The 21159-nt window shown below is 36.7% G+C and carries 20 protein-coding genes and 1 tRNA gene; 1 reads left to right on the top strand and 20 read right to left on the bottom strand.

The genetic code is table 11. The features are described 5' to 3' along the window. The 18 genes from hisG to amaB form a co-directional block, all read right to left on the bottom strand. Nucleotides 1-858 (bottom strand): ATP phosphoribosyltransferase, encoded by an 858-nt coding sequence (gene hisG / locus BW951_RS02155; protein ID WP_076390274.1) that lies wholly within the window; start codon nt 856-858, stop codon nt 1-3. A 247-nt stretch (nt 859-1105) separates the two neighbouring features. After that, on the bottom strand, nt 1106-2200 hold the full coding sequence (locus BW951_RS02160) for a glycosyltransferase family 4 protein (protein WP_076390275.1): 1095 nt from the start codon (nt 2198-2200) through the stop codon (nt 1106-1108). Beyond that, nucleotides 2197-2973, bottom strand: a complete 777-nt coding sequence (locus BW951_RS02165; protein ID WP_076390276.1) for a polysaccharide deacetylase family protein — start codon at nt 2971-2973, stop codon at nt 2197-2199. Before BW951_RS02165 ends, BW951_RS02160 begins: the two co-directional genes overlap by 4 nt. After that, a complete protein-coding gene (locus BW951_RS02170) occupies nt 2974-3903 on the bottom strand; it encodes a glycosyltransferase family 2 protein (protein ID WP_076390277.1) in 930 nt (309 codons plus the stop codon). A 2-nt stretch (nt 3904-3905) separates the two neighbouring features. Next, nucleotides 3906-5075 carry a glycosyltransferase family 87 protein gene (locus tag BW951_RS02175; RefSeq protein ID WP_076390278.1) on the bottom strand — a complete coding sequence of 390 codons (1170 nt, stop codon included), beginning with the start codon at nt 5073-5075 and terminating at the stop codon, nt 3906-3908. A 30-nt stretch (nt 5076-5105) separates the two neighbouring features. Continuing rightward, on the bottom strand, nt 5106-5918 hold the full coding sequence (locus BW951_RS02180; protein ID WP_076390279.1) for a 2,3,4,5-tetrahydropyridine-2,6-dicarboxylate N-succinyltransferase: 813 nt from the start codon (nt 5916-5918) through the stop codon (nt 5106-5108). A gap of 745 nt (nt 5919-6663) precedes the next feature. Continuing rightward, nucleotides 6664-7230 (bottom strand): C40 family peptidase, encoded by a 567-nt coding sequence (locus BW951_RS02185; protein ID WP_076390551.1) that lies wholly within the window; start codon nt 7228-7230, stop codon nt 6664-6666. A 422-nt stretch (nt 7231-7652) separates the two neighbouring features. Then, nucleotides 7653-8030 (bottom strand): hypothetical protein, encoded by a 378-nt coding sequence (locus tag BW951_RS02190; RefSeq protein ID WP_076390280.1) that lies wholly within the window; start codon nt 8028-8030, stop codon nt 7653-7655. A 27-nt stretch (nt 8031-8057) separates the two neighbouring features. Then, nucleotides 8058-8131 (bottom strand) — tRNA-Ala (locus BW951_RS02195). A gap of 200 nt (nt 8132-8331) precedes the next feature. Then, the gene (locus BW951_RS02200) at nt 8332-9747 is read right to left on the bottom strand and encodes a TolC family protein (RefSeq protein ID WP_076390281.1); all 1416 of its coding nucleotides are present in this window, start codon (nt 9745-9747) and stop codon (nt 8332-8334) included. A gap of 88 nt (nt 9748-9835) precedes the next feature. Further along, nucleotides 9836-12982 carry an efflux RND transporter permease subunit gene (locus BW951_RS02205; RefSeq protein WP_076390282.1) on the bottom strand — a complete coding sequence of 1049 codons (3147 nt, stop codon included), beginning with the start codon at nt 12980-12982 and terminating at the stop codon, nt 9836-9838. Then, a complete protein-coding gene (locus BW951_RS02210; protein WP_076390283.1) occupies nt 12982-14166 on the bottom strand; it encodes an efflux RND transporter periplasmic adaptor subunit in 1185 nt (394 codons plus the stop codon). Before BW951_RS02210 ends, BW951_RS02205 begins: the two co-directional genes overlap by 1 nt. A gap of 2 nt (nt 14167-14168) precedes the next feature. Beyond that, complete coding sequence (locus BW951_RS02215; protein WP_076390284.1) at nt 14169-14621, bottom strand: transcriptional regulator; 453 nt, start codon at nt 14619-14621, stop codon at nt 14169-14171. A 117-nt stretch (nt 14622-14738) separates the two neighbouring features. Further along, entirely contained in the window at nt 14739-15251 is a 513-nt protein-coding gene (locus tag BW951_RS02220) for a GNAT family N-acetyltransferase (RefSeq protein WP_076390285.1), read from the bottom strand. Between the two features lie 29 nt (nt 15252-15280). Further along, a complete protein-coding gene (locus BW951_RS02225) occupies nt 15281-15550 on the bottom strand; it encodes a SemiSWEET family sugar transporter (protein WP_076390286.1) in 270 nt (89 codons plus the stop codon). Between the two features lie 209 nt (nt 15551-15759). Continuing rightward, a complete protein-coding gene (locus tag BW951_RS02230) occupies nt 15760-15987 on the bottom strand; it encodes a DUF2007 domain-containing protein (protein WP_076390287.1) in 228 nt (75 codons plus the stop codon). A 62-nt stretch (nt 15988-16049) separates the two neighbouring features. Then, nucleotides 16050-17375 carry an L-lysine 6-transaminase gene (gene lat / locus BW951_RS02235; protein WP_076390288.1) on the bottom strand — a complete coding sequence of 442 codons (1326 nt, stop codon included), beginning with the start codon at nt 17373-17375 and terminating at the stop codon, nt 16050-16052. A gap of 94 nt (nt 17376-17469) precedes the next feature. After that, complete coding sequence (amaB, locus tag BW951_RS02240; RefSeq protein ID WP_076390289.1) at nt 17470-19020, bottom strand: L-piperidine-6-carboxylate dehydrogenase; 1551 nt, start codon at nt 19018-19020, stop codon at nt 17470-17472. Between the two features lie 136 nt (nt 19021-19156). Between amaB and BW951_RS02245 the strand changes: the two genes are divergently transcribed. Next, nucleotides 19157-19357: a hypothetical protein gene (locus tag BW951_RS02245; RefSeq protein WP_076390290.1), complete on the top strand. Its 201-nt coding sequence runs from the start codon at nt 19157-19159 to the stop codon at nt 19355-19357. Between the two features lie 88 nt (nt 19358-19445). Here BW951_RS02245 and BW951_RS02250 read toward each other — a convergent pair whose 3' ends face one another. Beyond that, nucleotides 19446-19634: a type II toxin-antitoxin system antitoxin gene (locus BW951_RS02250; RefSeq protein WP_076390291.1), complete on the bottom strand. Its 189-nt coding sequence runs from the start codon at nt 19632-19634 to the stop codon at nt 19446-19448. 372 nt (nt 19635-20006) lie between these two features. Further along, nucleotides 20007-20873 (bottom strand): SPFH domain-containing protein, encoded by an 867-nt coding sequence (locus tag BW951_RS02255; RefSeq protein WP_076390292.1) that lies wholly within the window; start codon nt 20871-20873, stop codon nt 20007-20009. Between the last annotated feature and the right edge of the window lie 286 nt (nt 20874-21159).

The following is a 21159-nucleotide window of genomic DNA, read 5'->3' on the forward strand; positions in this document are numbered from 1 at the left end:
TTAAATCACCATTTTATCGATTGGAATTATCAAAATATCCTGCGCTCCTTTGTCTTTCAGTTCATCAATCACTTCCCAGAAACGCGCTTCGTCTATCACGGAATGGATGCTGCTCCACCCTTCTTCCGCCAACGGAATTACCGTAGGACTTTTAAGCACAGGAAGCGCTTTTGAAACTTCTCCGATCTTGTCGTTCGGAACGTTCATGAGAATATATTTTGAATTTTTTGCTTTAAGAACGGCTTTAATTCTGAAGAGAAATTTTTCAAGAATTTTGGTTTTTTCTTCATCCAGTCTAAATGTTTTTGCCAGAACGGCTTCAGAAGTAAGGATAGTAACGGTTTCTCTTAATCCGTTTTTGAAGAGGGTACTTCCTGAGCTTACAATATCGCAGATTCCATCGGCAAGACCGATATTGGGAGCGATTTCTACAGAGCCTGAAATAATGTGAATGTCTGCTGAAATATTGTTTTTATCCAAAAAGTTTTTCAGGGTATTCGGATAAGAAGTGGCTATTTTTTTTCCCTGAAAATAGGTGATCTCATCGGTTTCAATTTCTTTCGGAACAGCCAGAGAAACCCTGCATTTTGAAAATCCTAAAGGCTGAACGATTTCAATTTTTTTCTGTTTTTCCACCAGAAGATTTTCTCCCACAATGGCAATATCTACCACTCCATCTTCCAGATACTGAGGAATATCCGAATTTCTTAGATACATGATTTCCATCGGGAAATTTTCTACGGAAACTTTTAACTGGTCTTTTCCGTTGTTAACGAAAATACCGCAGTCTTTTAAGAGCTGAAGAGATTCTTCGTAAAGGCGACCGCTTTTCTGTATGGCTATTTTTAATTTACTCATTTCACTTTTTTGTTGTGTCTGAGTAAAAAGATGGTTTGGAAATAAATTGCCCGGGATGAATTTAGAAACAAAAAACCGCCTGTTTACTCAGACGGTTTTAATTATTTTGATTTTTAACATATGTACATATCAATCAATTCCGTCTTAGCAGAGATGATAATGATAATGATGTACTGTTAAAAAATTCGGTTTCATTGTTGAAAATTGTGGTACAAATGTAGGGCTTATTTTTAAACTGCCAAAAAAATTACGAAATAATTTTTCGGTAAAGATTCATCAGGTTATTGGCAATCGGTTCGTCGTTGAACTGCTGAACAAAGTGAAAACCTTTATCAGCACGGCGTTTACGTTCCGATTCATTGTCCCATAAAAATTTAATTTTAGACTGAATATCGAGATGATTTTCCGGATCTACATAGACGGAATCGGGACCGCCCGCTTCGGGAAGACAGCTTGTATTGCTTGTAATAACTACTGTTTTCGAAAATAATGCTTCGATAACAGGAATTCCGAAACCTTCGAAAAAGCTTGGATAAACGAAGATATCGGCAAGTTTGTAGATTGTAGCGAGTTCATCCATGGAAACTCCTTCGAGAAACTGCACGCTGATTTTATGCTGCTGAACAAACTGTTCTACTTTCCTGAAATATTTTGTTTTTTTGCCGACAACCACAAGTGGAATATTCGTGTCTTTCAACGCTTTTACCACATTGAGAAGATTTTTACGTTCTTCGATGGTTCCGACATTGAGAATGAATTTTTCCGGAAGACTGTATTTTTCTTTGGTTTTCTGAATGAATTCTTCGGATTGCTGTTCTTTAAACGCTTTATGACATCCCTGATAAATGACTTCGATCTTTGATTCGGGAACTTTTAAAAACTGGATAATATCGCGCTTGGTCTGTTCTGAAATGGCAATGATTTTATCGGCAGAATTTGCGGCTTTCCTGAATTTCCAGAAGTGAATTTTACGGTCGAAAAAGGAATAATATTGCGGATATCTCTCAAAAATAAGATCATGAATGGTGACAATTTTTTTGATTGGTTTTTTATCCCATTTCAAAGGCAATTCGCCGGATAATCCATGGAAAATATCGGCGTTCTGTTTTTGGGCATCTTTCCCCATTTTAAACTGTCGGGACATTTTTCCTTTGGAAGTTTCCACAAAATGAACGTTGGAACTTTCTAAAATATCAGAACCTCTTTCCGATTTGTTTTTGTTGAGTAGAATGTATTCGTTTTCAGGGAAATACTGTGCTAAAATTCTAACGAGATCACGGGAATAATTTCCTAAACCGGAGGTATTATGAAAAAATCTTTTGGCATCAAATGCTATCTTCATGGCTGTATTTGTTTTTGAAATTCCTGAAATGTTCCGAATGAATAATTTTTACTTTTTAACCATGTAAGAAATTCATCGAACCTTTTTACCATCTCTATTCCTGAATTTTTCACGGTAAAACCGGGTAATTTAAAGGCTTCATCTTTTATCTCGGCAAATTCCCACGGATGAAAGTAGATGTTGAGATATTTATCTTTTTTCAAAACGTCGGAAGCCAGCTTTTTGTAGAAAAACAATGGAAAATTGTGAAAACTCAGCCAAAACAACGGGATTCTGAAATTGGGTGAAACGGAAGCCGGAATCTGTACCACATTTCCTTCATTAAAGTAGGTTCTTGATACTTTTAAATTATTATATCTTCCAGGAAGATAGGTCGGATTGATGGAGGAATTGTAAGAATATCCTGCATTTTCCACGGCATTTTTGCTTACAGGCATCATTCTGGGCATTCTAAGTCCTGTAACCTGTGTTGAAAACAGTTCTTCGAGTCTTTCTTTGGATTCTTTAAGGTGTTTTTCTTCAAAATCTGAATGAAACCATGTGTGAGAAGCCAATTCGTGACCTTCATTTAACAGTCTTCTGATGAGTTCTTTGCTGTTTTCCGCAAAAACTACGGTTGAAAAGAACGTTGCTTTTGCATGATGTTTTTTGAGAATATCTAAAATTCTTTCGACGCCTTTCTGTGAAATTGAGATTTGCTGTTCAAAGGAAATTTCGCCTTTGTATTCGAATGGCATATCAAATTCCTCGATGTCAAAACTTAATAAAACCATTTAAAAATTTTTATTTTTGATGATATAATTGGGTCTTTCTTTTACCTGTTTGAAAATTTTACCTAAATAAATTCCCATAATTCCTAAAATAATAAGTTGCAGACCGCCAAAAAATACGATGGTCATAATTAATGAAGCCCAACCTGAAATTTCTGTTTCTGCCACAAAGGAATAAATGACGTACAAACCATATCCGACAATTGAAAATGCTGAAAAAAGAAATCCTAAATAGGCTGCAATATACAATGGTTTTACACTGAATGCCGTAATTCCTGTAAATGCAAAAGTGATCATTTTCTTAAGGTTATAGCTGCTTTCGCCTGAAAGTCTTTCATTGGCTGTAAATTCAATTCCGGTCTGTTTAAAGCCCATCCAGCTTGTTAACCCCCGTAAAAAGAGATCATCCTCGTTGAAAGTTCTCATCACTTCGACTGCATTCGCATCCATCAGTCTAAAATCTGATCCGCCTCCTTTTGTTAAATTAACATCGGACAAACTCGACAGGATTTTATAAAAAAAGTCAGACGTTTTTCTTTTGAAATAGGAAATCTGCTTCGGATAGGTTCGAATCGTGAAAACAATATCGTAGCCTTCTTCCCACTTTTTAATCATTTCCGGAATCATTTCGGGAGGATGCTGCAGATCGCCGTCCATGGAAATGACTGCATTTCCGAAAGCATTATCCATTCCTGCTTTTACGGCGGGTTGATGTCCGAAATTACGTGAAAATTCAATGAATTTTATTTCGTCATATTTTGCGGAAAGTTCTTCGAGCTTCTGCTGGGTTTTGTCGCGGCTTCCGTCGTTCACGAAAATAATTTCAAAGCCGTAATCGTCCAGTCCATCAAAAACTTCTTTAATTTTCTGATGAACCAAAGCCACGTTTCCTTCTTCGTTATGCGCAGGAATTACAATTGAAATTTTTTTCATAATCAGTTCAGGCTGTAATCTTTTTCGAAGTCTTTTGTTACCAGTTCATAAATGATCCTGAACCAGACAACGATGCAAGGTAAAGCTTTTAGGGAATATTTAACGATATAATTCTGTTTAATAAATTTTGGAAATAAGTCTGATGGCGAAAAACAGGTGAGAATAATCACGAAAATCAACATGGCATAAACAATCGGTGTTCTTTTTTTCTGAAGGAAAAACCAGATCATTACTCCCGCTACTGCAATAATGTAGGTGGGAGATTCTGATCCTGAACTGAACAATACTAAAAAAAGTAAGGTTGAAGCCAGAATCATCAGTTGATATGCGTAATGTTTGTACTGTTTAATTCTTACATACGGCAAAAAGAATAAGGGCGCTCCGAAAGCCATAAAAGTAAGGTTGGAAATTGAAGCATCCTGCAAAATTCTTCTTACAAATCCTATTAAAGAAATGTCCTGATAAGAATCCAGACTTTGATTGAGTCCGTTTTTTTCAGCCAAAGAATGGAACCAGTCTGTATAGCTCTGTACAACGAACTGCGGACTTGAAATTGCCATCGGTAATACAAAAAATAAAGCCGCAATTGCAATTCCGGACAGAATAAATTTGAGCTTGTTTTTGATAAAGAAAAACTGCGAAAGTCCCAAAATTCCGTACAGCTTTACAAATACTCCCACTAAAATGGCTGTAGCAGACTGTACTTCTTTTTTTTCATAAATAAAAATGGCAGACAGCATAAGCAGTCCCACCAAAGCGATATTGAACTGAAGACTTACCGCCGCTGTAATATATTCCTGAAGACAAAGCAGTGCAAAAAGTGCCTTTTTAGCGTCTGAAAACGGAAGTTTGTAAATGGCAAACAGGAAAATGGCTGCGTTGGCAACGTTCCATAATGAAATTCCAAGCCAATCGGGAATCAAAGCAAAAGGAGCAATCAGAATACTGAAAAGTATTCCATAATGATTGGCATCTAAGTATCTTTCGGGATATTGCAAGTAGAGATTTTTCTGCTCGATGGTATTTACAAAAACATTTTTGAAGATCAGATAATTGTTAATCGCCTGTGGTCCTCTGAAATATTTGGATAACGCCGTTGCAACAGCTATAATAAGATAAACCCCAAATATGTATTTAGGGTTTAGCAATATTTTAAGAATTTTTTCTTTCAAGATGTGAGGTTTTAGTTTAAAATATTCATCTTAAACAGCAACATTATTCTCTCTCAACGCATCATTTAAAGACGTTTTTTTGTCTGTAGATTCCTTTCTTTTTCCAATAATCAATGCACATGGAACCTGATATTCTCCTGCAGGAAAAGTTTTAGTATAACTTCCCGGAATAACTACTGATCTCGCAGGAACTCTTCCTTTGATCTCAACCGGAGTTTCACCTGTAACATCAATAATTTTTGTAGATGCCGTTAAAACCACATTAGCTCCCAAAACAGCTTCTTTTTCAACATGAACTCCTTCTACAACGATGCATCTTGATCCTACGAAACAATCGTCCTCGATAATTACCGGAGCAGCCTGAAGCGGTTCTAAAACGCCACCGATACCAACACCACCACTCAGGTGAACGTTTTTACCGATCTGCGCGCAGCTTCCAACCGTTGCCCATGTATCCACCATGGTTCCGGAATCAACGTAAGCCCCGATATTTACATAAGACGGCATCATAATAACTCCCGGCGCAATATAAGCTCCTTCTCTCGCGATTGCATGCGGAACAACTCTTACTCCTTTTTCAGCGTAGTTTCTCTTCAAAGGCATTTTATCATGAAATTCGAACGGACCGACTTCAATCGTTTCCATTTTCTGAATCGGGAAGTACATTACTACTGCTTTCTTCACCCACTCGTTTACCTGCCATCCGTTTTCTGTAGGTTCTGCGGTACGAAGCTCTCCTTTATCCACCAAAGAAATCACCTCTCTAATCGCCTTCTGGCTGTCTTCATTCTGCAATAGTTCTCTGTTTTCCCAGATATTTTCAATAGTTTGTTGTAACGACATGTTTATTATTTAATTTAAATTGAAAAATTATACGCTGCCAAAGATACAAAAAAGATCAGCAAAATCTTTTGAAAGTATTTTGTTTAGAACGAAACTTGTTTAAACTTTTTTACCGCAAAAGAAGCAAAAAATTTAAACACTTTAGTTTCTTAAGTTCAGTTTAATATTTAAATAGAAAAAAAGTGCACCTAAGTTTTAAAAAAATCAAAGATTTTTTCTCTTTGCAGACTTTTGAAATATTTTAAATAAATACAATAAAGTCTTTTGTATTCTTTAAGATTAAATTTAAAATTAGTTTAAACAACTTCATGATTTTAATATTCCGGATGCTTTAAACAATGTTTTAATGTAATTGTATAAGCCACATACGATTTAAGTAAATCAAAATCGACTAAAGCGGAAATTTATGATATGTTTTGGCTAAAGCCAATTGTATTCTTAATTATTTAAAATGGGCTAAAGCCCATTTCTATTGATATATCAGATAATATGAAACGTTTATCTTTAGAACATTGCCGCATTACAGATATCAATCCTCCGGATTGATGGTTGTTTTTTTTATTACTATTTCTACACAGATTCTGCTCCTAAAGGAGCAAAACTCTTTTACTTTAAAAATCTTATGTTTTTAAGTTATACAATGCCTTTTTGTTTATTAAGGCAACACAAAAAACAGTTGTAATATTTTGATTATCAGAAGATATTTAAATATTCTTTGTTTAACAAAACAGCTAAGCAATTTAAACTACAGAACTCTCTGCGCGTGAAGATAGGCTTTGTTCCAGTAGGTTTCATTTAAGGAAGAAATAATAACGCCTTTGGATGTGGAAGCGTGAATAAATTTTACTTCGCCGTCACTTCCTATATCATGAACAATTCCGACGTGTGAAACTCTGCTTCCTCCTGCTGTCGCAAAAAACAGAAGATCTCCCGGCTTTACATCTTTGATGTCAATCTGAGATCCTGCTTCTGCCTGATCTGCTGATCTTCTCGGAAGTTTGAAGTCATTTTCCTCAAAAACTTTTACGGTAAATCCGGAACAGTCGAAACCTGAAGAAGTATTTCCGCCGAATTTATAAGGCGCACCCAAATATTTTTCTGCGTCTTTCAGGAGCTCGTTGATGGATTTTGAAATTTTCCCGTCAAATCTGGAATCAAGTTTTCTGAGGTTTTCAGATTTGGCAACGGTTTTGGTAACCGGAGTTTTTTTTACAACGTTTTTTGAACTTCCGCAGGAAATGATAAATACGGAAAAAAGCGATACAATAAATATGTTTTTAACAAACTTTTTTTTGCCTAAAAATCTATTCATCATATTTCCCTGAATTTTACAATCTATACAAATATAATAAAATTATGCTTTCGCAGAGCTGAAGTAAGAAATACCACAAAATTTTAAGACTGTTGATTTGAATGATATTAATTTTTAACTCAAAGAACGCGAAGTTTTCTTTTTAAAATTGTCTGTTGATTTTTTAGCCTAACAAAGACATTAGATGTTTAAACTTTTTACCACAAAAGATGCAAAATATTTAAACACTTTAGTTTTTTAAGTTTAATACTTAATTAGAAAAAAGAGCACGTAAGTTTAAAAAATCAAAGATTTTTTCTCTTTGCAGACTTTTGAAATACTTTAAATAAATACAATAAAGTCTTTTTCATATAACCGCTGCTTAAAACTTAATAAAAAAAGCCATCCAGAAGGACAGCTTTATATTTTATATAAAAATCTTTTTATTTTGAAGTTTTAGCACCTTTCCATGTTCCGGCTCTTGTAGGCGTAGGAACGGCATTAGACCAAGTTCCTGTAGCTTTTTTGTCTTCTCTTGTGAAAGTTCCTCTGAATTCGCCATCTTCAGGAAAACCGATCGTTGCAACAAGATCTCCGGATTCGCTAAGATGTCCTGAAATATAATAGTTTTCTGTTGTTTGATCAGAATGTAATGTTCCGGTTACTTTTCCGTCGGTAGCTACCACTACATTCCAGTCGCCTTTTTCGGTTCCTTCGTACGTTCCCGCCCAGGTTCCGATGAAATCATAAATAGTATCTTCATCTTTGCCACAACCAACGAATAAGAAAGCTGTTAATAAAAGTAAAAATATTTTCTTCATAGTTTACAAGTAGTTAAACAATTTTTGTGGAGGATATGGGACTCGAACCCACCACCTTTAGACTGCCAGTCTAACGCTCTAGCCAGATAAGCTAATCCCCCTCTCGTTTTCTTCAAAATTCCGAAGCCGTACAAAAGTAAGTATTTAAACCACATATACAAACATTTTATTACATTTTCTTTAAAAACTGATGGAAATATCTGTAAATATTTTAGCAGAAATGATTTTTTTAAGACCAAATAAAAAACGCATACAGAAATAAATCCGTATGCGCTTTTCTTTTTACTTTTATTGTCAGAATTTATTTCCAACCGCCGCCGAGAGCCTGATAAAGCTCTATTCCGGCTTTCATTTTACTGTACTGTGCATTGGCAATATTCAATTCTGCATTTAAAGAATTAACACTGGCATTCAGTACCTCAAGATAATTTGCCATTCCGTAGTTTACTAATTCCTGAGAATAGTTTACAGAATTTTTATAATTCACCAGTTCTTTCTGTTTTAAATCGATGTACTGATCCTGAACGGAATACACTCTTATGGCATCAGAAACTTCTTTTCCTGCGGTAAGAATGGCTTTTCGGAAATTCAGATAAGCGGTTTCCTGATTGGCAAGACTTACTTCGTAATTGGTTCTGATGGCTCTTTTGTTCAGTAACGGCTGCGCAAGACCTGCAACAACGTTCGCAAATAAAGAATTGACGCTGAAAAGGTGATCGATATCCACCGACTGAACGCCTCCGCTTCCTGTTAACTTTAAAGTCGGATAAAACTGTGCTTTTGCAGAATTTGTCAGTTCAAAAGCATTCATCAGATTATATTCTGCTCTTTTTACATCCGGTCTGTTGGATAACAATTGTACAGGATATCCTAATTTAAGATCAATCGGAACATTCTGATTTTCCAAAGATGAACGTTCAATGGTATGAGATGGCTCTCCCATCAGAAGACTCATGGTGTTCTCCAGCAACTGAATCTGTGTATCAATATCAATCAACAAAGATTTTGCGTTGTACACCAAAGCTTCACTCTGCTGCACTGCAACTTCCGTTAAAGTTCCTGCTGTCTTTAAAGCTTTTGTCGTCTCTAAATTCTGCTCACGTACTTTAATGGTTTCTGTGATGATTCTTTTCTGAGCATCGTAAGTAAGCAACTGATAATATGATGAAGCCACAGAAGCAATAAGGTCTGTTTTTACAGCTTTGTGAGCTTCCACAGTCCCTAAATATGTTGCTAACTGCGCTTTTTCCTGTGCTCTGAGTTTTCCCCAAATATCGGCTTCCCAACCAAGACTTGCTGTAATATCGAACTGATTTACATATCGTCTTTCTCCGATAATCTGCCCAAACTGGGTATTGATAGACTGTGTCTGGAATGTGTAATTCGGTCCTATTGATAAGGTTGGCTCATACGCTGCCTTGCTTTGTTTTAAATAAGATTCTGCTGAAGAAATACTCTGTAAAGCAATTCTGATGTCCAGATTATTTTCCAAAGCCTTTGTAATATGTCCCTGAAGAACAGGATCTGTGAAAATTTCTTTCCAGGAAACATTCGCGATATTGGTGCTGTCTGTAGGAAGCATATCTGTACGGTAGAGTTTTTCGTCTACCACATTATCCGGTCTCTGGTATTCTTTCCTCGCCATACACGATGATACGGCGGCAAGAACGGCGACTGAGAATGTTATTCCTTTTATGATGTTTAAAATACTCTTCATTATTTGAAGTTTAAGGTTTAAAGATCAGGGTTTTTCAGTTTTAGTTATTATTTAAACTTTACATCAAAAACCCCGAACTCACTTAATTTTATTCTGCTAAATTGATTTCTTTCGGTTTGATAGGTTTTACTTTCTCCTGTAAATATTCAAAAATGACATATAAAACAGGGATCACGAAAAGTCCTAAAATAGTTCCTATCAACAAACCGATTGCGGCTCCTGTTGCGATGGATCTATTTCCTACCGCCCCGATTCCGCTTGCCAAAACCAATGGCAATAAACCGAAGATGAAGGCAAATGAAGTCATCAGAATCGGTCTTAATCTCGCTTTAGCCGCATTAATTGCCGACATAACAATGGTTTCTCCGTGATGTCTTCTCTGAACGGCAAATTCCACAATCAAAATTGCATTCTTTGCTAATAAACCGACCAACATAATCAGGGCAATCTGGAAATAAATGTTATTTTCCAAGCCCATGATTTTCTGCCCGAAATAAGCGCCCATCACTCCAAGAGGAAGAGAAATCACTACAATTAAAGGAAGAATATAACTTTCATACTGTGCAGAAAGGATGAAATAAACGAAAATCAAACTCAATCCGAAGATCAAAACTGTCTGAGATCCGGAATTTAACTCCTCTCTTGAAAGCCCTGTAAATTCTACATCATAATTCTGGTTCAGGGTTTCTTTCGCTACCTGCTGCACTGCTGAAATGGCATCTCCGGAACTGAATCCTGCGGAGTTTGCTCCTGTAATTTTCACTGAAGTAAAGAGGTTATAACGGCTCACCGACTGTGGTCCGTAAGCTTTGGTAAGCGTTACAAACTGTGAAATCGGCGACATGGCTCCGGAACCTGTTTTTACATACAGTTCATTGAGGTTTTCAATATTCTGTCTGTTTTCAGGAAGTGCCTGAACCATTACCCTGAACTGTTTTCCGTATTTTGTAAAATCGGCAGTATAAACTCCTCCGATGTATCCCTGCATCGTTGCTAAGATATCACTTACAGAAACTCCCAACTGTTTAGCCAAAGGAACATTGATCTTCATTTCATACTGAGGATATTTTGTATTGAATGAAGTCTGGGCAAAATCGATTTCCGGTCTTTCGATCAGTTTTCCGATAAATTCATTGGTTTTTGTATCTAAATCTGCATATTCTCCTCCTGATTTATCTAAAAGTACCATTTCGAAACCGGCACTGCTACCAAAACCGGGTACACTCGGCGGCTGGAAGAAAACCACTTTTGCATCCGGAACTTTTCCTGAGATTCCGAATAATTTTTTCGTAATATCTTCAGAAGTCTGCCCGTCTTTTTTACGGTCTTCAAACGGTTTTAGTTTAATGAAAGCCAAACCGTTGTTGCTTCCGTTTCCGGATAAGAATCCTCTACCGGTGGAAATTGTAACGTTCTGTACTCCCGGAACTTTTAAAGCGTTTGCCTGAAGCGTCTTCAATGCATTGTAGGTTCTTTCCATAGATGCTCCCGGAGGAAGCTGAACATCGGTAAAGATAATTCCGCGGTCTTCCGTAGGTACGAAACCTTTTTTCATGGTAGAACTCGCCCAGTATAAAATTCCGCCTGTTACAGCAAAAATAATCAGCGTAACCCATTTGTGTCTCAGTAAGAAGATGAATCCTCTTCCGTAACGTTCTGTTGTTGTTTTAAAAGCAATATTGAATTTATAGAAAAACTTCTGAATGAAATTTAAATTTTTATATTCTTTATGGTGCGCATCGTGAGGTTTTAAGAATAATGAACATAAAACCGGACTCAACGTTAATGCATTGATTGCAGAAATAATAATCGCTACAATAAGAGTGATCCCGAACTGCTGATAAAAAACTCCGGTAGGACCTGTAATGAATGTTACCGGAATAAATACAGATGCCATTACCAGAGTAATTGAAATAATAGCTCTTGTAATTTCGTCCATTGCTTCCACGGTTGCTTTTTTCGCATCCGAAATACCGTGTTCCATTTTGGCATGAACGGCTTCGACGACGACAATCGCATCATCCACTACAATACCAATCGCAAGAACCAAGGCGAACAATGTTAACAGGTTTAATGAATATCCGAATAAATTCAGGAAGAAAAAGGCTCCCACAATAGAAACCGGAACTGCAATTGCCGGAATTAAAGTGGATCTGAAATCCTGCAGGAAAATGTACACTACAATGAAAACCAAAATAAACGCTTCAATTAAGGTATGCACTACCTTTTCAATAGAAGCATCAAGGAATTCGTTCGTATCAAAGTTGAAAGTATATTTAATTCCCTGCGGAAAACTTCCTTCTGCTGATTTCAGGTAAGACTTGATATTTTTAATAATTTCCTGCGCATTGGAACCCGGTGTCTGGAAAATCCCCATACTGATGGAAGGATTATTTCCGTTTTCCCCGATTCCGGTGTAAGACTGTCCTGCCAGTTCTACTTTGGCAACATCTTTTAACATTAAATTCTGTCCGTCTGCTAAAGATTTAATGATGATATTATCGTACTGTTCCTTATCGTTGAATTTCCCTACATATTTAATGATATATTCGAAAGAACTTCCGCTGTTTTGTCCGATAGAACCTGCGGCAGCTTCTCTACTCTGCTCATTGATGGCATTGGTAACATCGGTAGGCGTTAATCCGTAAGCTGCCATTTTAGCAGGATCCAGCCAGATTCTCATAGAGTAATTTTTACCTCCGAAAACATTGGCATCTCCTACTCCGTTAATTCTTTTTAAATTCGGAATAACATTGATGTTCAAAAAGTTCTGAAGATATACATCATCCAGATCTTTATTTTCAGAATAGAAAGACATATACATCAAAGCACTTGTCTGCTGTTTCTGCGTAACTACTCCGGAACGTGTTACTTCACTTGGAAGTAAAGGAGTTGCTCTTGCGACACGGTTTTGTACGTTTACCGCCGCAATGTCCGGATCAATTCCCTGCTTAAAAAATACCTGAATCTGTGCAGAACCGTCATTTCCGGCAGATGAAGTAATATAATCCATTCCTTCCACCCCGTTGATCTGTTCTTCCAGAGGAACAACCACACTTTTCATTACGGTTTCTGCGTTCGCTCCGGTGTAGTTTGCCGAGACACTTACCGTCGGCGGCGCAATATCAGGATACTGCGTTACGGGTAACGAGATCAGTCCTAAAACACCGAGAATCACAATTAAAATTGAGATTACGGTAGATAAAACCGGTCTGTTGATAAAATTTTTAATCATTAGAATTTCGGTTTTATAGATTGAACAAGACTATCCATTTTTACAGGTTTCTTTATCACGGCAGTTCCCGGTTTCAGACCTCCGATTCCTGCAGCAATTACGGTTTCCCCTTTGTTCACTCCGGATTTTATCAATGCCATATTGTCTATTCTGTCAATCACATTAATCACTACATTTTTTGCAGTGTCTTTATCTACTTTATATACGTAAACAATTCCCTGTTGTTCGTAAGTTGCACTTTCCGGAACTACCAGAACATTGTCGTAACGTTGAGGGAATCTTATGGTTCCGCTGTTTCCGTTGCTTAAAAGTTTCTGCGCATTGGTAAACGCAACTCTGAACTGGATGGTTCCCGTTGTTGGATCGATCTGTCCTGTAATGGCTTCAATTCTTCCTTTTTCAGGATAAAGACTTCCGTTGGCAAGCTGTAATTCCACCATCGGAAGGTTTTTTATTTTTTCAGGCATGGATGCACCCGGAGATTTTTCAAGGAAATCAAAATATTCTTTTTCATTCATTGAAAAATAGGCGTAAATCTGAGAAGTATCTGAAATAGTGGTTAAAGGAGTCTGGTCTGAAGGTCCTACCAAACTTCCCACTTTTAAAGGAAGCTTTCCGATTACTCCGGAAATAGGCGCACGAATAACAGAATATTCGATATTGGCTTCTACTCCTTTATAATTGGCAACTGCCTGACTTTTTGCAGCCTGTGCCTGTTTTAGCTGCGCCTGAGCCTGTGCTAAATTTGCCTGTGCGGTCTGTAACTGCACATTGCTGATGATGTTTTTCTGAACCAGCGGTTTAAGTTTGTTCACTTCAACATTTGCCGCCGCAACAGCAGCCTGAGCTGCCGCAATATTGGATTCTGCAGCACTGATTCCTGCTTTTGAAGCCGCCGCATTTTCGTTCAGAATATTGGTTTCCAGACGGAAAAGCGGCTGTCCTTTGGTTACGTATTGCCCTTCATCTACCAAAACCTGTGTGATATATCCCTGAATTTTAGCACGGACATCATTATTAACCTTCCCCTGAATGGTAGCCGGAAAAGTCTGATAGCCCACTATATTTTTCGCCTCCACATTGACCACAGGATACGGTTTCGGGCCGTCCTGCTTGGGAGCTTCTTTTTTGCAAGCCACTAAAGAGAGAGCTGCAACAGAAAGTATAACTAGCTTATTATTCATTTTTATAGTTTATTAAGAGATTCCTGAATATTTTTAATGTTCTTGTTTAAAAGAGCTTTGTAAGCTTCCATCTTTTCATTGTAATCGTCATGATTTTTTTTAAAATTGTCTAAATCATCCAGTAGTTGTAATTCGTCTTGCATTTTTTGAACTATTTTTTCAAATCTTATCTTCTTATAACCGTCATTGATGAAAAAATACCGTTTCCTCTCGTCCATTTTGTTGTGATCTACGATGAGCTCTGCGTTCAGCAGTAAAGAAATACTTGTAGAGACCGAACTTTTGCTCGCGGAAAGCACTTCCACAAATTCATCAAAAGTAATGCCCACTTTATCATAATCAAATAAAAGGTACGCGTAAATCTTTGAAGCTAACGGCGGAAGGCTGAAAATGGTACCGTAGAACTTTACGGCATTCTGAAAAATTTTTTCATCAATTTCTATACTCTTATGCATTGTATATAAATTTGAAACAAAAATAGAAATTAGTTCTGAACTAAACGAACAAACCTGATAGAGTTTATAAATATCAGGCTTTTTAAAATTTCAATGAAAACGGATTTAACTTTTGGACTAAAAAATAATCTTCTCAAAGGCTTTTCTTACGCCTCCCGCGAGAACAACTTCACCGCAGTAGCTGTAGCCTTTGTTCTCAAGAATTTTCAGCATCGGAATGTTATCATAGTTGGTATCAACCTTAATGCTCTGAATTCCATGAGATCTGGTGAATTCTTCAATATGGTCGAAAAGAATTTTTACCATTCCCTGTCCTGCAAATTTTTCATCAACAGCAACTCTGTGAACCACGACGAATTCTCCGTTACTCAGCCAGGCTCCTTCAATGGTGCTGTATGCGGGTTCATCATTCAGGATTAAAGCAACGTAAACAGAAATTTCCCCATCTACCGTCATTACATATCCGAAACCTTTTGCAATATCGCTTTCCACGGTTCCCAAATTCGGGTAACCTTCCTGCCATTGCGTACTTCCGTCTTTTCTTCTTCTTTCGATTGCCTGCTGCAGAATATTCCAGATTATATCTCTGTCTTCAATTTCTGCTTTTCTCAGCTTAATTTCCTGTGCCACGTTTATTCTATTGATTTTTGGTTTATTTATTAAGAATCAGCTTTATTATTTCTGTATTTTATTTTTAGAAATATCATCACAATCAGCATGATTAACATTAAAACGTTTGTAATCCAAAGAGGTTTTGCATCCTTCATCATTCCGTAAACAGCCCAAAGCAAAGCGTTTAAAGTAAGAAATGATAAAGTGACCATTGAAAGGTCTTTTCCGGATTTTGTCTTCCATAATTTGATTACCTGCGGTAAAAAAGAAATGGATGAAATTAATGCTCCAGAATAACCAATTATCTGCTCTATCATATTAGTATTTTTTGAATTATAACTTAAATATAATAAAAATAAAACAAAAATTAAACGTTAAACCATACTTATTTTGTTAAAATACGACAATTATTTATGCTAATTATTTCATACAAATGTATGATTATCAGATAAATAAAAAACCGAAAACTAATAATATTAATTTTCGGTTCGAAGTAGTAAAATTTAAAATTATGAAATTGTTTTTGTTAATTTTCACTTTGCTGAAGATATGCATCGATAATTTCAAATGCTTTTTTCTCATCTTCAAGTTTCACCATTACTTTCAGCGATGTCGCCGTGGGCGTGGTTGTAAAAGTAAGGTAATTGTTTTCTACTGAATTTTTAATCTGCGCATCATCCAGTTTAGACTTTATCAATTGGATTTCTGCAGGTTTGTCACTTTCAAAAACTGATACTCTTGTACTTCTTTCCATATTCTATCTCGTTTGAGTATCTAAATATATAACGTTTTTTTGAAAATCACAAATTTCAGCTTTTAAATTTTATGAATATTATTTTCGATTTTATCTAACGCGATCTGAATTTCTTCTTTGGTAACGTTCAGATGCGGTCTGAAGCGAAGTGACTGATCTCCACATGAAAGGATGATCATTCCGTCGTTCCAAAGCTCATCTCTTAATGCATTTCTCTGCTCAGAAGTCGGAAGATCGATGGCGCACATCAGTCCTCTTCCTCTTGCATTGGATAGTTTTTCAGGATATTTTTCTGCAAGACCGATTAATCCGTTCAGCAAATATTCTCCTACCACTCTTGCATTTTCCACAAGATTTTCCTTTTCGATAACTTCCATTACCAACTGGAAACGAAGCATATCGATAAAGTTACCTCCGAAAGTGGAATTAATTCTTGAGCTTTCTCTGAAAACATTGTTCGGAACTTCATCAAATTTTTCTTTATTGGCTAAAACTCCGCAAACCTGCGCTTTTTTACCGAAAGAAATAATATCCGGTTTTGCTGTAAAATGTTCAAATGCCCACATTTTACCTGTAATTCCTATACCGGTCTGAACTTCATCAAAAATTAAAAGAATGTCATGCTGATCGCAGATCTTTCTCAATCCCATTAAAAATTCGTCTCTGAAATGGTTGTCTCCTCCTTCAGCCTGAATCGGCTCGATGATGATACACGCCACTTTATCAGGATTCATTAAAATTGCTTCTTCGATATTTAATAAAGCCAGTCTTTCGTTTTTAATGGTTTCTTCCAAATTCTCTTCCGTGATCGGGAAAGTAAGTTTAGGATTTAGGATTCTTGGCCAGTCGAACATCGGGAAATACTGATATTTTCTGGGATCGGAAGTGTTGGTTAAGCTTAAAGTATACCCGCTTCTTCCGTGGAATGCCTGTCTGAAATGGATGCAGATTCCCGCTTCCACATCAAGACCTTTTTCGAAATTTTTACGCGTTTTCCAGTCGAAACACGCTTTCAGGGCATTCTCTACCCCTAAAGTTCCGCCTTCGATAAAGAAAGCATACTGCAGTTCTTCAGGAATTACCACTCTTTCGAAAACTTCTAAGAAATGTGCATATTCCTCAGAATACACATCCGCCAAAGTGGGTTTGTTTACCGCCATTTTTCCCAGCCATGCCGATTTCTCAACGATATAGGGATGATTGTAACCGATGGATGCCGAAGCAAACATGGAAAACATATCTAAATATTCTCTGTCTGTAAGTTTATCATATAACCATGATCCGTGGGATTTTTCAATATCCATCACGAAGTCGAAACCATCTGCCAAAACGTGTCTGCCAACGGTTTCTTTTACTTTATTTGCTTTTATTTCAATTGTTTGTTCCATTTTTAAATAAAAATCTTAGGGGTGATTAAAATTTAATAATAATTTGAGACTTAAAAACCGGGACTTTAGATTTTTAAACTCATGATGTTAGTTTTTAAAGATCAAACTTAATTCCCTGTGCTAAAGGTAAGTTTGTCGTATAATTGATGGTGTTGGTCTGTCTTCTCATGTAATACTTCCAAACATCTGATCCGGATTCTCTTCCTCCTCCGGTTTCTTTTTCTCCACCAAAAGCTCCGCCGATTTCCGCACCTGAAGTTCCGATGTTTACATTGGCAATTCCACAGTCTGAACCTGCATGAGAAAGGAATAATTCTGCCTCTCTTAAGTTCTGCGTCATGATTGCAGACGACAATCCCTGAGGAACATCATTCTGGATGGCAATTGCTTCTTCTAAAGTTTTGTATTTGATTAAATATAAGATAGGCGCGAAAGTTTCATGCTGAACGATTTCATAAGAATTCTTTACTTCAGCGATACATGGTTTTACGTAACAACCGGATTCATATCCTTTTCCTTTCAGAACTTCACCTTCCACGATGAATTTTGCACCTTCTTTTTTACCTTTTTTGATGGCTTCCTGATACATATTTACCGCATCAGTATCGATAAGCGGTCCCACATGATTCGTTTCATCCAAAGGATTTCCGATTTTCAGTTGTCCGTACGCTTTTACCAGTCTGTTTTTCACTTCATCATACACACTTTCGTGGATAATCAGTCTTCTTGTGGAAGTACATCTCTGTCCTGCCGTTCCTACAGCTCCGAAGACAGCTCCGATAATTGACATATCAATATCTGCATCTTTAGAAATGATGATAGCGTTGTTTCCACCTAATTCAAGGATCGATTTCCCGAATCTCTGCGCAACATTCGCTGAAACCATTCTTCCGACTCTTGTAGAACCGGTGAAAGAAACTAAAGCAACTCTCTTGTCATCTACTAATTTCTGTCCGATTTCATGATCTGCAACCAATACGCTGGAAATACCTTCGGAAAGGTTATTTTCCTTTAACACTTCGTTCATGATGTTTTGGCAGGCAATCGCGCAAAGCGGTGTTTTTTCTGACGGTTTCCAGATCGTAACGTTACCGCAGATCCATGCTAAAGCTGTGTTCCAAGCCCAAACCGCTACCGGAAAGTTGAACGCGGTAATGATTCCCACGATTCCCAACGGATGATACTGCTCATACATTCTGTGTCCCGGTCTTTCCGAGTGCATTGTGTACCCGTGAAGCTGTCTTGAAACCCCTACTGCAAAATCGCAGATATCGATCATTTCCTGAACTTCTCCAAGACCTTCCTGCAGGGATTTTCCCATTTCATAGGAAACCAGTTTCCCCAAATCGTCTTTGTACTGTCTTAATTTCTGACCTAACTGTCTTACAATTTCCCCTCTTTTAGGAGCCGGAATCAGTCTGAACTCTTTAAAAGCTTTTTCAGCCGTCTCAATTACCTTGTCATAATCAGATTCTCCGGAAGTCTTCACTTTAGCGATCAGATTACCGTCTACGGGAGAGTAACTTTCTATGATTTTCCCCGCTGCAAAGTATTTTCCGCCTACTGAAGTTCCTTTATTTTCATCCTTAATTCCTAGATTTTTGAGTGTTTTTTCGATTCCAAAATCCTTTACTTTTTTAGACATAAAAATTTTACTTTTCGTTTCCTCTAAAGATAGAAATATTATGCGAAACGCAAAATTTTAATTTTTTAACATGTTTTTTATTTGGACTAATTATAAACATAGTTATCTTTGTATAGGAATCATTTTTATTTCAGAAATGGAAAATAATAAGATCAATAAAGAACCTGCCACAGAGGAAAAAAAATCCTCCAGATGGAAAAGCCTTGTAAAAAAATTCGGGATCGGCGGAATTATATTTTTTACCGTAAAAGGAATTATTACCTCTACGCTGATCTATTTTCTGGGGAAAAATTTCTGGACGGTGATCTCCGATTATGTTACGGGAATATTTGATTAATTGATTGATACATACATACAAAAAGCTGAGAAATTTTCTCAGCTTTTGTTTTGGATTCAATGTCATTCGAAATGACCGTATTTTTTACCTATTCTTTCTTTTTCCTTCCTGAATTAATCAGGCTCTGATGCAGCAAATACTCAATCTGCCCGTTTACACTCCTGAATTCGTCATTTGCCCATTTTTCCAGAAGCTTAAATGTAGACTCATCAATCCTTAAAACAAAAGATTTTTTGCCTTTATTTTCGGAAGGATTCTGAGCTTTTTCTGATTTCATTTTTGTTAATTCTTTTTGTTTTCAACGCAAATGGCGCAAAGGTTTCTTTTGATTACTGTGAATATTTTTCGTTAGAAAAGGCGTTTCACTCAGCAAATGCTTTATGTTTATCATTCTGAATGAAGAGTAGTGAGATGAAAAATATCGTTTTTTTTAACTTTACATTAAAAAGATTATGATTATCCGTTATTGATCATAATGCTTAATTTTCACGCAAAGGATCGCTAAGATTCTTTTATATACCAACTGTTTTTAAGTTCGCAAAGGCGTTTCACTCAGCTAAGAACTCAAAGGTTTTCTAATTATGACAAATTACGGACAATCATAAAAAGATTTCTCCTTCGTCGAAATGACAGAATACCTTGAAAATCTTTAATTATACAAAGTTCCGGCATTTAAAATCGGCTGTGCCGCTTTTTCCCCGCAAAGAACCACCATTAAATTGCTCACCATGGCTGCTTTTCTTTCGTCATCCAGTTCTACGATATTTTCTTCTGAAAGCTTTTTCAGGGCTAAATCTACCATTCCTACAGCTCCTTCCACGATCTTTGTTCTTGCCGCTACAATTGCCGTTGCCTGCTGTCTCTGCAACATCGCTCCTGCGATTTCTGATGCGTAAGCCAGGTGTGAAATTCTTGCTTCCTGAATGGTAATTCCTGCCTTTGAAAGTCTTTCGGTAAGCTCCTGCTCTAAGATTGCATTGATCTTTTCTCCGCCTTCTCTTAAAGTAATCGGCGCATGATCGTCTTCTAAATTATCATAAGGAAAACTCATCGCCAGATGACGTACCGCGGCTTCACTCTGCATTTTCACAAAATCTGAATATCTTTCCACATCAAAAGCTGCTTTGTAGGTATCTCCCACTTTCCAGACAATCACAACTGCAATTTCTATAGGATTTCCCATCTTGTCATTCACTTTAAGAGTCTGTCCCTGTAAATTTTCTGAACGGAGACTGATTTTCTGCGAGGAATATAAAGGATTGATAAAAAACAAACCGTTGTCTTTTACGGTTCCGACATATTTTCCGAAAAAGTTCAGCACTCTTGAATGATTCGGCTGAATAATCATTAACCCTTTCATAAAAAAGCAAAACAGAATAAATGACAATAATGATAAAACGACAAGCGTAACACTGTTATCGACACCGATTGCAAATAAATAAACGGAAACGGCAAACAATCCAAGACAAATGACCAAAGTAAGGTATCCCGACATTGGTTTTAAGATTTTTTCCATGATATTGATTTTTTAATTTGATATTATTTTGATATCATAAAGGTATAAATTTTTTCACATGAAAAATCTTTTATTTTAAAATTTCTTTTGACTTGAATCAAAAGAAACAAAAATTCAAGACCCGGAATCTGAATGCTAAAAATTAAAATTTAATTCCTAAAATTCTCAAAACCTGCACGAGTCAGATATTTGTTCTTCAGTTCAATATTTGTGTCGTGCTTCGAACAGTGAGAATTTTTTAACGGATTAAATCTTAATTTTCTTAACGCTTTAGCTTCTTCTGTCG

The organism is Chryseobacterium gambrini (assembly GCF_900156825.1).
In the GTDB taxonomy this organism is placed as follows: domain Bacteria; phylum Bacteroidota; class Bacteroidia; order Flavobacteriales; family Weeksellaceae; genus Chryseobacterium; species Chryseobacterium gambrini.

Coding starts and splice junctions, on each gene's coding strand:
- amaB (WP_076390289.1), bottom strand. CDS start 19,020: ATGTCTAAAAAAGTAAAGGATTTTGGAATCGAAAAAACACTCAAAAAT.
- BW951_RS02185 (WP_076390551.1), bottom strand. CDS start 7,230: ATGAATAGATTTTTAGGCAAAAAAAAGTTTGTTAAAAACATATTTATT.
- hisG (WP_076390274.1), bottom strand. CDS start 858: ATGAGTAAATTAAAAATAGCCATACAGAAAAGCGGTCGCCTTTACGAA.
- BW951_RS02205 (WP_076390282.1), bottom strand. CDS start 12,982: ATGATTAAAAATTTTATCAACAGACCGGTTTTATCTACCGTAATCTCA.
- BW951_RS02180 (WP_076390279.1), bottom strand. CDS start 5,918: ATGTCGTTACAACAAACTATTGAAAATATCTGGGAAAACAGAGAACTA.
- BW951_RS02230 (WP_076390287.1), bottom strand. CDS start 15,987: ATGGAAAGAAGTACAAGAGTATCAGTTTTTGAAAGTGACAAACCTGCA.
- BW951_RS02225 (WP_076390286.1), bottom strand. CDS start 15,550: ATGATAGAGCAGATAATTGGTTATTCTGGAGCATTAATTTCATCCATT.
- BW951_RS02160 (WP_076390275.1), bottom strand. CDS start 2,200: ATGAAGATAGCATTTGATGCCAAAAGATTTTTTCATAATACCTCCGGT.
- BW951_RS02165 (WP_076390276.1), bottom strand. CDS start 2,973: ATGGTTTTATTAAGTTTTGACATCGAGGAATTTGATATGCCATTCGAA.
- BW951_RS02215 (WP_076390284.1), bottom strand. CDS start 14,621: ATGCATAAGAGTATAGAAATTGATGAAAAAATTTTTCAGAATGCCGTA.
- BW951_RS02245 (WP_076390290.1), top strand. CDS start 19,157: ATGGAAAATAATAAGATCAATAAAGAACCTGCCACAGAGGAAAAAAAA.
- BW951_RS02250 (WP_076390291.1), bottom strand. CDS start 19,634: ATGAAATCAGAAAAAGCTCAGAATCCTTCCGAAAATAAAGGCAAAAAA.
- BW951_RS02170 (WP_076390277.1), bottom strand. CDS start 3,903: ATGAAAAAAATTTCAATTGTAATTCCTGCGCATAACGAAGAAGGAAAC.
- BW951_RS02210 (WP_076390283.1), bottom strand. CDS start 14,166: ATGAATAATAAGCTAGTTATACTTTCTGTTGCAGCTCTCTCTTTAGTG.
- BW951_RS02190 (WP_076390280.1), bottom strand. CDS start 8,030: ATGAAGAAAATATTTTTACTTTTATTAACAGCTTTCTTATTCGTTGGT.
- BW951_RS02200 (WP_076390281.1), bottom strand. CDS start 9,747: ATGAAGAGTATTTTAAACATCATAAAAGGAATAACATTCTCAGTCGCC.
- lat (WP_076390288.1), bottom strand. CDS start 17,375: ATGGAACAAACAATTGAAATAAAAGCAAATAAAGTAAAAGAAACCGTT.
- BW951_RS02255 (WP_076390292.1), bottom strand. CDS start 20,873: ATGGAAAAAATCTTAAAACCAATGTCGGGATACCTTACTTTGGTCATT.